Here is a 13,132-nt window from a genome sequence, read left to right on the forward strand (position 1 = left end):
TCTTTTTATCCCATTCTTACGGATGTTTTTAGAGCCACAGTCAGGACAATTCATGTTTTAGCACCCTATGTTCATACCCTATTATGCAACGCCAATTTTTATATACAAATAACGATCGCATTCCTGCCTCTGCTGCAAAGTGTGATGCCTACGGCGTGCGCCTACGCATCCCGAAATAGCCTATTTCCGTTTTGAGTTTTAACCCCTCATATAGCGCTTCTCGTTTGCGTGAGGTACACCGTAGGGGCACGGCACTGCCCATTGGTGTCAACTTAAGCTGAAGCGCTTGTCCCACATACGCTTTACCCCACCCCCAACCCCTCCCCTTGGTAAGGGGAGGGGCGGTTTTGGCTTTAGACAAAACCGGGGTGAGGTGATGGGGATCGTAATGGTTAAGTGAATGAACTCAATATCTAGTCTTGACAAGGGTTTCACGTTAAGTTGACACGTATGGGCACTGCCGTGCCCCTACACCCCGCGATATAATGTTGTACCGCATCTGAATGGGAACCGCTATATTTTCGCGTTGATCCCTCAAATAACATAGTATTCTCACGCAAGCAGAAGCTCTCAAGAAGAATTACATTCCTATTCTCCTGAGATGAAGCTCAATTTTCAGGAACTTTACCCATTGTCGGCTAATCTTAGTGCCAGTCCCCCATACCCAATATCGTGATCTAAGATTGTTGGGTATTCTATAAATTGCGATCGCCACTATACGGATGATTGAAGTTGAACATCTGAGTAAAATATACGGCTCCACCCCAGCGATTACTGATGTCACTTTTAGCGTTGAGCCTGGGGAGATTTTAGGGTTGTTGGGCCCCAATGGCGCTGGTAAAACCACAACAATGCGGATTCTGGCTGGTTATTTACCGGCAACCAATGGTAATGCCCGGATTGCTGGTTATGATGTCCATGAAAATTCTCTGGCTGTGCGCCAACGGATTGGTTATTTACCGGAAACACCGCCGTTATATCCAGACATGACAGTGGAGGGATTTTTGCATTTTGTCGCCCGAATTAAGGGAGTTCCAGCAGGCGATCGCCCCAACAAGGTAACAGCCGCCATCGAACGCTGCAATTTAGAAGACAAGCGGCGGGTGATTATTCGCAAACTCTCCAAAGGATACCGCCAAAGGGTAGGAATTGCTCAAGCGATCGTCCACGATCCACCAGCGATCATTTTGGATGAACCCACCGTTGGACTCGATCCCCGGCAAATAATTGAGGTGCGGAATTTAATTAAAAGTCTCGCTGGTACTCACACAATTATTCTTTCCACGCATATTCTGCCAGAAGTGAGTATGACTTGTAGCCGCGTTGCCATCATCAATCGCGGTAAAGTAGTGGCAACTAATACACCAGAAAACCTGATGACTCAGTTGACAGGTGGTTCAGGGTATGAATTAGAAATAGAAGGAGAAGCCGCTCTAGCGAAACAGGTATTGCAAAAAGTCGCGGGTGTGAGCCTGGTAGAATCAATTCCCACAGCCGGAGGTCATCAGCCCCAGGAAAATCGCGCTTATCTGCGGGTGATATCGCAACCCGGAAAAGAACCAGGAGGCGATATTGCTACAACATTAGTGCGTGCAGGATTCGGTTTACATGAACTGCGGCGGGTTAACGCTACCTTAGAAGATGTATTCTTGCAACTGACCACAGAAGAAAAGAATTTCGATCCTGATGTAGACTTAGCAGCAGACAACGAAGGAGAGGCAGCGTAAATGGGTATAGTGCTGAGTAATATTATTGCCATTTATCGCCGAGAGTTACAGAGTTATTTTGTATCACCTTTGGCTTATGCGATCGCAGGCATATTTTGGTTCATCGCCGGGTTATTCTTCGTGATGATTTTGCTAGGGCCAGACGGCATTTTGGTAGGAGTTGCGGCAATAGATGCACAAGGGCAACAACTGGGAGTACCAGTACCACCAATAGATGTCCCCTACGAATTTGTCCGAGCATTTTTAGATCGTATGGGATGGCTATTGTTGTTTATCCTGCCAATACTCTCAATGGGACTCTATGCCGAAGAACGGAAGCGGGGCACTTTAGAACTATTAGCCACCTCACCAATCACCAATTGGGCGGTAGCTGTAGGTAAATTATTAGGCGTGATCACATTTTTTATCACAATGGTTGTACCCATGCTAGTGTTGGAAGCGATCGCCATCAGCGGCTCAAATCCACCAATGACACCCTCAATTCCCTTGCTCGGTCATTTTGGATTAATTTTACTAGCAGCGGCAATTTTATCTGTAGGAATGTTTATTTCTTCATTAACAGACAGCACAATTTTGTCTGCCGTTTTTACCTTTGCAGTAATCTTATTATTGTTATTGATTGATTTAATCGCCAAAATTGTCCCTGGCCCCGTAGGCGAAGCTTTAGGTTATCTATCGTTACTAAAACATTACAACACTTTAATCCAAGGCATTTTGGATACTAGCGCTTTAATTTTATTTGCCAGTTACATTTTTTTAGGCATCTTTCTCACAGCTCAATCAATTGATGCACTGCGTTTTCAAAGGCAGTAGTTATATAAGTTATGAGTTAAAAGTTAGGAGTGAGTAGTTGAAGAAGAATCTAGAATACAGAATTCAGAACAAGAAAGGGGGAGACTTAAACCCGTTTATTCAGACGCTCTCTATGAGAGAGACGCTGTATCCACCAGTCATACATAATTAAATTAATTCTGAATTATGGCTCCTGACTCCTGAATTGTGTTTTGTTAAAACTCCAAACTCCTAACTCCTCACTTCAGTCTAATAATATGAAGATAGTTGCAAAAAAGAAACTGTGGAAATATCTGTTTTGGTTGGGCCCATTCCTAATTACTGTTGGCTTAACAGTTGGATTAGTCTCTGAACAATGGGGATTAATTCCATTAGCATTTATAATTACGGGAATTGTTATTAGTGGATTGGGGATAATATGGCAAAGCTATCAGAGTAACTGGTGGAACCGTCGTTCTACCCAAGCTGGGACTAATGCCCTAGTGGCGACTTTAGCAGTATTAGCAATTTTAGGATTCATTAACTTTTTGGGGACTCGCTACCACTTACGAGCAGACTTAACAGAAGCTCAATTATTTACCCTTGCACCCCAGTCACGTGAATTAGTAAGGGTTTTACCACAGCCAGTTAAAGTGTGGATATTTGATATTAACCAAAATCCTCAAGACCGAGAACTGCTAGAAAATTATCAGCGCCAAAGCTCAAAATTTAAATATGAGTATATCGATCCCCAAGCTAGACCAGGACTTGCAGAAAAGTTTGGCGTCAAAGATTATGGAGAAGTTTACTTAGAATCTAGTGATAAACGGCAATTAGTACAGACAGTAAATGAAAATGAGCGCCTGTCAGAAATCAGATTAACTAGTCGCCTGCAACAACTAACAAATTCAACCACAGCCAAAGTTTACTTACTCCAAGGTCATGGCGAACGGCAACTTTCGGCTGGTAAAGGTGCAATATCACAAGCAGTTCAGGGATTAGGCGACAAAAATTTCACAACATCACCCCTGAATTTAGGAGAAACTTCTAAAGTTCCTCAAGATGCGGCTGTAGTGATAGTAGCTGGCCCCAAACGAGGACTGTTTGAGGGTGAAGTCAAAGCCTTGCAAGAATATCTTAATCGCGGCGGTAACTTACTGCTGATGATCGATCCTAATACCGATCCCAAACTTAACAGCTTGCTACAAGAGTGGGGTGTTCGTCTGGATAATCGTTTAGCAGTAGATATTTCTGGGGAAAGCGTCGTGGGACTTGGCCCTGCCGCACCCTTAGTTACAGAATATGGACAACATCCGATTACCAAAGATTTCGGTAACGGTAATTCTTTTTATCCAATTGCCCGACCACTGGAAATTAACTCTGTGCCTGGTGTTCAAGCTACTCCACTGCTACGAACCAAACCCTACCCCAACAGTTGGGCGGAAAGCGACCTCCAAAGCGAAAAATTGGAGTTTAATGCAGATAAAGACCTGAAAGGGCCTCTAACCTTGGGTGTTGCCTTAACAAGAAAACAAACACCCAAATCTACTTCCACTCCCCAAGCTTCACCCACACCTTCACTTTTACCATCACCAACCACTCAAAGCAAGACTAGCCCCACTCCTTCCCCTTCTCCCAAGACTCCACAAGCGTTACCCCTACCATCACCCACCACTCAAAGCAAGACTAGCCCCACTCCTTCCCCTACTCCCTCATCTCAAACAGCCACTGAGTCCCGTTTAGTAGTTTTAGGAAATTCCGATTTCGCCACTGATGGTTTGTTTCAACAGCAATTAAATGGAGATGTATTCCTCAACTCAGTTACTTGGCTGAGTCAACAAGATCAGCAACCCCTTTCCATTCGCCCCAAAGAACCGAAAAATCGGCGGATAACCCTGACAACCACCCAAGGTAATCTTTTAATATTGTCATCCCTGTTGATTTTACCCTTAATTGGGTTTGCGATCGCAGTTATTATTTGGTGGAAACGACGGTAAGAAGTGAGTTAGGAGTTAGGAGTTATAAATATTAACTCTTCACTAATTCCCCATGCCCAATGTCCAATGCCCAATGTCCAATGCCCAATGACTAAAAAATGAAATTGCCGCGAACGACTTTAATTTTGATACTCCTAGCGCTGGCTTTAGGTGGTTTTGTTTACTTCTATGAAATTCGGGGTGCGACTGTGCGAGAAGAAACAAAGGAGCAAAAGCAGAAAATTTTCTCTTTTAGAGAAGATGATGTGGAGTCTTTAACAGTCAAGACAAAAAAACTCACCCTGAATCTGGAACGTAGCCCTGAATCTAGTAACCCCAAGTGGTTAATCAAATCTCCGATATCGGGCCCAGCAAATGACGCTATTGTTTCTTATTTAATGGATTTGTTAGTCAAAGGTAATAGCGAGCGCACTTTATCAACTCCAGCAAAACAGCTTGGAGAATTTGCCTTAGATCCACCCCAAGCAACTATTAATATTACCCTGAAAAACCGACAAAGCCATCAGTTGATTTTGGGTAAATCTAACTTTAACGGTCGTTTCTTGTATGCTCAAGCTGACCCTGCTGCTAAACCTGATAGTAATATAAATGTGCTGTTGGTATCTACAGATTTTGCCAATGCCGTAAATCGGGAACTATCAGAGTGGAAACAACCTGTAGATAATAGTCAGAAACTACCTGGACTCAGCACCCCTTTACCACCTCCGACAAATAGTAAATAAGCAATTACGGTTTCTGTGGTATGTTTCGGTAACGCACAGTGGGTTAGCACATCTGTGCTACTCTACTTCAAATCTCACTAGTTTTTCTAAGTTACCATGACAAATCCGACAGCAACATTGCTGATTTCCTGCCCCGATCAACGGGGACTGGTGGCGAAATTTGCCAATTTTATCTATTCTAACGGTGGTAATATTATCCATGCAGATCAGCACACAGATTTTGCTGCTGGGTTATTCCTTACCCGCATTGAATGGCAGTTGGAGGGATTCAATTTACCGCGAGAATTTATTGCCCCTGCATTTAATGCGATCGCACAACCTTTAGGTGCTAAATGGGAAATACGTTTTTCTGATACAGTACCACGCATTGCTATTTGGGTAAGTCGGCAAGACCATTGTCTATTTGATTTAATTTGGCGACAACGCGCTAAAGAATTTATTGCTGAAATTCCTTTAATTATTAGTAACCATTCTAATTTAAAGGTAGTGGCAGAGCAATTTAATATTGACTTTCAGCACATTCCCATAAATAAAGATAATAAATCAGAACAAGAAGCCCAACAACTAGAATTACTCCGCCAGTACAAAATAGATTTAGTTGTATTGGCGAAATATATGCAGATTGTTAGTGCAGATTTTATTAGTCATTTTCCGCAAATTATTAATATACATCACTCATTTTTACCTGCTTTTATCGGAGCAAACCCTTATCACCGAGCTTTTGAACGGGGTGTAAAAATTATTGGTGCAACGGCGCATTACGCCACCGCAGATTTAGATGCAGGCCCAATTATTGAACAGGATGTGGTGCGAGTTAGTCACCGAGATGAAGTTGATGATTTGGTGAGAAAGGGCAAAGATTTGGAGAGAGTTGTATTAGCAAGAGCGGTGCGATCGCATTTACAAAATCGTGTATTAGTATATGGAAATAGAACAGTAGTCTTTGAGTGATTTTACATTTGAGTCAACCTAATTTGCAACTATGCAAAAAAGCCCGCATCGGCGGACTTGATAAAATGGTTATTTCAAAAATTGTCGTAGCTGTTTTAGTTAGCTGAAACTAACTCTGTCTCATCTTTTGATTCATCTCTAATTTTAAAATAGTAATAAAGATTACCAACAGTTAAGTCTGATGCCTGTTGTAAATTAGATGTAACTAATGTTTTATAACCAGTAATTCCAGCTTGTTCACTAATATAAAATTCGTACTCTCGACGTAGTTCAGGCTCGAATAGAAATAACAACTGGTCACGAAGCGAATAAAAATGAGATTTTTCGGCTAAACTCTCATATACTAATTGTTCTGGCGGTTCTGCTACATTGATTGGGGAGTAGTGAGTATCTGAACTATTAAAATCAGCGCTACTTAAAAGTTTTAAATCTGATGAAGGAAGTGATTGTATCCAATCAACATGATTTTGCCACGAATCCAATACTGCTAAATCATGATTTTTAATGCGGATAATTTCGGGAAAGAGAAAATCAAGCTCATCATGTGATTCACAGCGATTAATCACAGTGAGAGCATCTTGACAGATTTTATCTTGGAGTAGGATCAGGCGATCGCTGACTGCTGAAACCTCATTCTGCACTTGATAAGTTGCAACAATCGCCTGTTCAATTGCCCAAGCGCATTCAAGTCTGCGTAGTTGACCAGCTGCACAGGTTTCTTCCAGTAGATGCGGATTACTGTAATCAGCTAAAGCCGCAAATAACATTCCCCTAACGCCATCAATCTCAGCGTTCCTCCGGCTGAAATCTTGCAATTGCATCGCTGAACGGAAGCGGTTCATCGCCTGGATAAACACTCCATACGCCCTGACTAAAGCTGTGCGATGTTGTTCAAATTTGATATCTTGGGCTACTTGTTCGATTATTTGTCTAATTTCTACTCCTTGGTCTTTTAAAGCTTGTTTCAAGTCAATAAAACCGTTTTTGACTTCCAGCCTCATTTGCTCTACTTCTTTTCTTAATTTCATTGTTTGGTGCAGGTTGACTGCTGTCAACGCCACACCTGCGATCGTTCCCACACCAATTAAGGCTGTAGTTGCTTGCAGCACACCCAAGCTAGTCTGTATAGTTTGCAAGCCATTCAGTACTGCTGTAAAGCCTTGCTGAGTTTGATACATCTGCGACCCACTGATAAGTAAATTTGAAGCTGCTATCAGTGGAGATAAAGGGCGGTTGTTCACTGTAGCACCAATAGCATGGGCAATAAACTGCCCGTTTGCTCCTCTAACCATGCTTAAAGGTACTCCATTGCTAAAGACTTGTAGATATTTACCAGTTTCAATACCAGCTTGAATTGCAGGCGCAAATTGGAACAGCATATTTTTAGGTTGCTTAAAACTAATTTTCTTGAGCCTAACTGGTATAAAAAAGTAAAGATAACCGTATTTATTCGGTATATTAATTAATTTTGTCTAAATCTGGGCATACTAAGCCTGAAAAACTCTCTCGCCTTACATAATTTATGGATACTTCACTAGTTAACTCTCAGGCTGTTGAGCTATTGTCGCAGATTACCGGACAAAAACTGACTCAAAAGAATCTCACACCACCTGTGATATTTCTGGCAAATTTAGTCACGGTGCTGCTAGGAGTGATATTTGTAGATGGCATAGTAGCAGAGTCAGAAAAGCAACGTTTACTGACAACCCTTTATCGATTTAGTAATCCAGAAAGTGATGTGCGTAAGTTGACACATTTGATGATTAAGGGAGTCAAAGAGAATCAAATTTATAAGCAAGTTAATAACTTACTAGCATTAGTGGCTCCGCTTTCGGAATCAGAAAAGCTGTTGTTAATTAGCTTTGGCTATGAAATGTCAGCAGCAGATGGTGAAATTGATTCATGTGAAAAAAAATATTTGGAGATAGTTGCCAAGCAGTTAAACATTAAACCACAACATTTAGCAGTTTTAGAGGCTGGTTTGATTCATCAAGAAAATGTGGATACTGCTGCTTTAAATGAAGTGCATTTTTTACTCAACCCTGCTCATTTTCAAGAACTGGATACTATATTTGTCAAGGCTGCAAGTGATATGTTAGCCGCTCTACCTGCTAAAGCAGAATACAAAATAACTAAACCGCACATAAATATATCTTACGAAGAATTGAAAAAGTTCCAACAAGATCGTAAACAATTAGACAATTGTTGTTATCAGCTATTTCAGATAATTCAAGACTGTACCAATCGTGGCTTCTTGCCTCACACTTTGATAGAGGAGTTAGGGAAAGTATCTCAAAAAATACAATCCCAGCGCTTTCGACTATCAGTGCTAGGCGAGTTTAGTCAAGGAAAATCAACCTTACTTAATGCCTTACTAGGTGAAGAAATTCAACCTGCCAGAGAGATTCCTTGTAGTGGTATGATAACAGTTTTAAAATATGGAACCCAAAAGCGGGTAGTCTGTCGTTATAAAGATGGACGAGAAGAAGAAATTCCTTTTGAGCAATATCAATTAAAGGCAACAATTTCAGAAGATGCAGCACTTGGATGTCTGAGTGACGCATTAGCACATGATGAAATTGATGAAATTGTTTTTGAGCATCCTGATTTAGAGTTATGCAGTAGTGGGGTAGAAATTGTAGATTCTCCAGGATTAAACGAACACCCTGACCGCACCGCCATTACTCAAAAACTGCTGAAGGATACGGATGCAGTTATATTCCTAACTAATGCCTCACGTTCTCTAACTCAGGTAGAACGTGACTTACTCCAGGATGTGAGAACTCAACTAAATCATGGTAAAGAAAATGAACCTGCTAACAATCTTTTTGTAGTAGGAAATTTTATAGATTTAGTGCGTAGTGAAAAAGGACGTGAGCAGGTGCGACAGAGGATTGAAAGATTTGTACAAGGTCAAAATCCTATAGTTGTAGGTGAAAACCGTGTTCATTTTATTTCTGCTCAAGCTGCGCTGGATGCAATTTTGCAGGGAACTGAAGATGAGTATTTGAAAGCCTTCCAAAATTTTACCGAGTCTATTGAGAAGTTTCTGACGTTTGATAGTGGAATAGTAAAAATTAAGCACTCTATTAGTCACATAAATAGAATCATCGAAAAAGGTTTAGATGGGCTATATCAATCCCAGAATACTTTAGATGGAAAAATTCAAATTTCTGAAGCAGAAAAGCAGAAAGTTTTAGAAAAAATAGGAGAAGCCAGTGGGCGCGATGTCAGAATCCGTCTATTGGCAGATCAACTGATAGACTTAGTATTTGAACAAATTGCTGAATCTTGGGATGAATGGCGTGAAGGATTGGGCGATCGCATGGCTAAAAAAAGTCAACACTGGTATTCTGAATATAGCCCTGTTTGGAGCCAAGACAAACTCATTATAGATTATACAAATCAATTTATTAGAGACTTGTCAAAAGAAATAGATGAATGGGGAAATACAAAACTTAAAGATGTAATTTTACAAAAAAACTTAAGTATTTAGACACTAGTATTGCGTATGAACTAGATGCAATTCAAGGTCAGTTTCAAAGCCTTGACGAACATATACAAACAAATTTCAGTCAACAGCTACAACTTTCAATCAATGGTATAAATGATGACTTTACAGGTATGGGAGGATTTGGCGGTGGTGTTGGAATAGGTGGTGCTTTAGCTGCTGGATTAATAGTATTTACAGGAGTTGGTTTTATTGCTGTAATTATTGCAAGTGTAGCTGCTGCAATTGCAGGTTCGTTTGGTTTAGGAATGCTAGATTTTGATGGACTAAAAGACCAAATAAAGGGAAAAATTTTTGAACTAGGATTTGAAAAATTTGATGAATCTATAGATAAATTCTCTGATAAATTAGATGAAATAGTTGGCTCAGTTTTTAATAGCCGAGTTGAATCATCCAGTCGAGTAATCGCACAAGCGATCGCACTTTACGAAAATCTTCTCGAACAGCAGGAAAAGGCTCACAATGAAACCCTGGAACAACGTGAGGCACAAAAGATGTGGATTTACCAAAAGCGCCAAGAACTTGAGCAAGTACAGAATGGGCTGGAAGTCATTCTCAGTAAATGCACCAGTGATAGTAAAAATTAAACAACTCAGTGACCTCAAAAGACATATTACAGCCATCCTCCACGCAGTTATATCTGGCTAAAATGCTTTAAGAAGCGATCGCGCTTTGTTATAGTCGCCAGTCTCATAATGTCATTTACAGATAAACGTCCTCTGGGTTGGTTGTTGCAGCAGTTTCAACTCCAGCCAGGTAAACCCGCCCTTTCTTCTGGATTGCGTAGCCTTTTTATACTGGGTGTCCCGATTGGAATTGGAATCATTACAGGTCATGCTGCTGAAAGTGCGATCGCCACTATGGCCGCTTGGTTCGTTGGGATGGTCAATGTTGACGGAGCCTATCGTCAGCGAGCGATTGCGATGATCGCAGCTACGATTGGGGTAACTGTGATGTTCCTAATCGCAAGTCTGGTTAGCAGTCATCTCTGGTTAGCTGTCCCGACCACATTCTTGGTAATATTTATCACAGGTTTAGCAAATCTCTATGGCAACGTGGCTGCATCTGTCAGCTTGATTACTTCAATTATGTTTGTGATTGCGCTGGCTAGATTCGCTGCATTTTCTAATTTGTCTACTCTTATTCAACACTGTGCGCTATGTCTGGCTGGTGGAACATGGACAACTGTCTTGTCATTAGGACTGTGGGTGGTGCGTCCTTATGTACCTGCAATGCAGATAGTCGCTAACTGTTATCTCTCATTAAGCAATTTTGTGGACTTGGCAGGCCACAGAGCATTAAATCCAAAGGATCGTCAGCAGTGGGAACAGCGATTTTTGCAAGCTCAGGATACACTCATTCAGAACTTGACATCTGCCCGTAGCGTCTGGACAACTATCTGGACTAGGCAAAGAGGAGCTAACCTGCGGGGAAATCAGTTACTCGTATTAATTGAGGATATAAATCAAATTGTCAATTCTGTTGTAGCACTGAACGAACTATTAGCGATCGCATCCGAACATCAACTATTTTCTCGGTTACAGAAAGAAATTCAGCAAGTGATACAACAGTTGGCAATTGCTCTGCAAATGTTATCACAAGCGATCGCCAAAGGAAAAAACTCACCTCACTTAGGGGATCTGGATCGGAGTATTGAAGCACTAGAACACCAAAGCCAAGTTCTGCGCTCTCAATTCCTCAGTCAAACCATCACTGCTCAGACAGATGACTATTCCGATCTAGTTAACCTTGGGAAGATTACAGCCAGTCTGACAAAGATAGCAGAGCAAATTCATACTGATGCAGAGATTGTTACAGATTTAAGCCAAGGAAAACTACGCAACAGCATTGCCCAGCGAGATATTTCCCCCCCAGCCCAACCAGAGGGTTCTACAATTATTGATACGCTACGCAATAACTTCACTTTTGATTCAGTCCTCTTTCGTCATGCGTTGCGCCTCGCACTGATCACAACTTTTGCTGAATTAATTGCCTCACTATTGCAACTACCTAGAGGTTACTGGATAACGCTCACAGCTTTAGTTGCACTTAAACCCAACTTTGGTGGAACGTCACAGACAACAGTGCAAAGAGTCATCGGTACTATTTTAGGTGGAATTATCGGTATTGCTCTGGTTTTACTAGTTAAGAATCAATTGGCGATCGCAGTTTGTTTCCTGGTGCTTGTGTTTGTGGCGATGTCGGTGCGACCGTTAAGCTACAGTATATTCACCATACTACTCACTCCCGCCATCATATTGCTACTCAACATTATTAGTGCAGGTGGCTGGCAGGTTGGAGTATTGCGGATCTTCGATAGCTTTGCTGGGGGTGCCTTAGCACTGCTTGGTAGCTATTTGCTTTTCCCGCGTTGGGAACGACAGCAACTTCCTGCACAACTAGAAAAGACAATTCGAGCTAATCTTGCTTACTTTCAGCAAGTAATTGCTAACTATCTCCATCCAGAACATAATGCGTTTGCTGATTCTATCAACATGCTACGCCACCAAGCAGCACTAGAGAATGTCAACGCTAACGCCGCAGCTCAACGATTATTCAGCGAACCTCGTCATATTCAGGGAGAAATCGAACCTGTAATGACGCTGATGGCATACATTCGTGGCTTTTTCAGTTCGGTAACAACTTTGGCAGAACATCTGCGGGAATTTAGCGGCGAGTACCAATTTACTGAACTCAAGCGACTTGCCGATACCATTGTCCAAATTTTGGAAAACTTAGCAGATGCCCTTGGGCAGGGACAGCCACCTCAACCATTACCAGCGCTGGATAGCTATCTCGAAGCAATTCACAACCAAATTCAACAGCTACATACTGCTCGGTTATCAGAGATTGCCACCAATTCCAACACTTTAACTCCCACATTACAAGCCGTTCGAGAACAAACTCTACTCTCCACAGAACTGGATCGAATTGTTAATGAAATTAAAGTTATGCACTGTGTAATTGCTCGTTTGCAAGAATAATTTTCTTTTCACGCTGGCGCTGCGTTCCGCGCACCACGCGGGTGTTAACCTCTTGATTTTTTGTGAGTCTACGATCGCAGCTACCAGTTTGATATCATGTCCGCATAATTAGTTATGATTCCCCTAGTCATTACACCCCACCCCTTAATCCCCTCCCCGCAAGCGGGGAGGGGAGACGAAGCGTAGCTTTGGCGGGGTGGGGTTCTTCGGGTTTAATAAGTAATCAAGCGGACATGATATGACAGGATTGGCTGGTTTTGCAATATGGAGTTAAAATCTGGCTGTAAAAACCTGTTTTTGTGTGGTTTCTGCGGCGTAAACACTTAGTACAGCATTTCATTAATTCGTAACGAATTAAATTTGGCAATACGTTGCAATGCCAATGCATCCCGATACAATGCCAATGCATCCCAATACAATGTTAATGCGTCCCTCTGCAATGCCAATGCATCCCGATACAATGCCAATG

General features: G+C 41.7%; 10 protein-coding genes. 9 read left to right on the forward strand and 1 reads right to left on the reverse strand.

Annotated elements, in window-relative coordinates:
• The 6 genes from V7L12_RS32795 to purU all read left to right on the forward strand — a co-directional run.
• Nucleotides 1–195, forward strand: a 195-nt coding sequence (locus V7L12_RS32795) for a hypothetical protein (protein WP_335090818.1), incomplete at its 5' end; no start/stop codon positions are given.
• Between the two features lie 527 nt (nucleotides 196–722).
• Entirely contained in the window at nucleotides 723–1,727 is a 1,005-nt protein-coding gene (locus V7L12_RS32800; protein WP_335090820.1) for an ABC transporter ATP-binding protein, read from the forward strand.
• Nucleotides 1,728–2,540, forward strand: a complete 813-nt coding sequence (locus V7L12_RS32805; RefSeq protein ID WP_334824050.1) for an ABC transporter permease — start codon at nucleotides 1,728–1,730, stop codon at nucleotides 2,538–2,540.
• A 236-nt stretch (nucleotides 2,541–2,776) separates the two neighbouring features.
• On the forward strand, nucleotides 2,777–4,495 hold the full coding sequence (locus V7L12_RS32810; RefSeq protein WP_335090821.1) for a GldG family protein: 1,719 nt from the start codon (nucleotides 2,777–2,779) through the stop codon (nucleotides 4,493–4,495).
• Nucleotides 4,496–4,593: 98 nt separating this feature from the next.
• Nucleotides 4,594–5,217, forward strand: a complete 624-nt coding sequence (locus V7L12_RS32815; RefSeq protein WP_335090823.1) for a DUF4340 domain-containing protein — start codon at nucleotides 4,594–4,596, stop codon at nucleotides 5,215–5,217.
• A gap of 96 nt (nucleotides 5,218–5,313) precedes the next feature.
• Complete coding sequence (purU, locus tag V7L12_RS32820; protein ID WP_335090825.1) at nucleotides 5,314–6,168, forward strand: formyltetrahydrofolate deformylase; 855 nt, start codon at nucleotides 5,314–5,316, stop codon at nucleotides 6,166–6,168.
• A 95-nt stretch (nucleotides 6,169–6,263) separates the two neighbouring features.
• Here the strand turns inward: purU and V7L12_RS32825 are convergent, their stop codons facing one another.
• Entirely contained in the window at nucleotides 6,264–7,547 is a 1,284-nt protein-coding gene (locus tag V7L12_RS32825) for a hypothetical protein (RefSeq protein WP_335090827.1), read from the reverse strand.
• Nucleotides 7,548–7,690: 143 nt separating this feature from the next.
• Between V7L12_RS32825 and V7L12_RS32830 the strand changes: the two genes are divergently transcribed.
• The 3 genes from V7L12_RS32830 to V7L12_RS32840 all read left to right on the forward strand — a co-directional run bounded on the left by V7L12_RS32830 (nucleotide 7,691) and on the right by V7L12_RS32840 (nucleotide 12,663).
• The gene (locus tag V7L12_RS32830) at nucleotides 7,691–9,664 is read left to right on the forward strand and encodes a dynamin family protein (protein WP_335090829.1); all 1,974 of its coding nucleotides are present in this window, start codon (nucleotides 7,691–7,693) and stop codon (nucleotides 9,662–9,664) included.
• 128 nt (nucleotides 9,665–9,792) lie between these two features.
• A complete protein-coding gene (locus V7L12_RS32835) occupies nucleotides 9,793–10,266 on the forward strand; it encodes a hypothetical protein (protein ID WP_335090830.1) in 474 nt (157 codons plus the stop codon).
• Between the two features lie 108 nt (nucleotides 10,267–10,374).
• The gene (locus V7L12_RS32840; protein WP_335090832.1) at nucleotides 10,375–12,663 is read left to right on the forward strand and encodes an FUSC family protein; all 2,289 of its coding nucleotides are present in this window, start codon (nucleotides 10,375–10,377) and stop codon (nucleotides 12,661–12,663) included.
• Nucleotides 12,664–13,132 lie beyond the last annotated feature (469 nt).

This window comes from Nostoc sp. (assembly GCF_036918245.1).
Classification (GTDB): Bacteria; Cyanobacteriota; Cyanobacteriia; order Cyanobacteriales; family Nostocaceae; genus Nostoc.

Excerpts from the sequence above, each read along its gene's own strand:
- V7L12_RS32800 (WP_335090820.1), top strand. The coding sequence starts at position 723 with ATGATTGAAGTTGAACATCTGAGTAAAATATACGGCTCCACCCCAGCG.
- V7L12_RS32805 (WP_334824050.1), top strand. The coding sequence starts at position 1,728 with ATGGGTATAGTGCTGAGTAATATTATTGCCATTTATCGCCGAGAGTTA.
- V7L12_RS32810 (WP_335090821.1), top strand. The coding sequence starts at position 2,777 with ATGAAGATAGTTGCAAAAAAGAAACTGTGGAAATATCTGTTTTGGTTG.
- V7L12_RS32815 (WP_335090823.1), top strand. The coding sequence starts at position 4,594 with ATGAAATTGCCGCGAACGACTTTAATTTTGATACTCCTAGCGCTGGCT.
- purU (WP_335090825.1), top strand. The coding sequence starts at position 5,314 with ATGACAAATCCGACAGCAACATTGCTGATTTCCTGCCCCGATCAACGG.
- V7L12_RS32825 (WP_335090827.1), bottom strand. The coding sequence starts at position 7,547 with ATGCTGTTCCAATTTGCGCCTGCAATTCAAGCTGGTATTGAAACTGGT.
- V7L12_RS32830 (WP_335090829.1), top strand. The coding sequence starts at position 7,691 with ATGGATACTTCACTAGTTAACTCTCAGGCTGTTGAGCTATTGTCGCAG.
- V7L12_RS32835 (WP_335090830.1), top strand. The coding sequence starts at position 9,793 with ATGGGAGGATTTGGCGGTGGTGTTGGAATAGGTGGTGCTTTAGCTGCT.
- V7L12_RS32840 (WP_335090832.1), top strand. The coding sequence starts at position 10,375 with ATGTCATTTACAGATAAACGTCCTCTGGGTTGGTTGTTGCAGCAGTTT.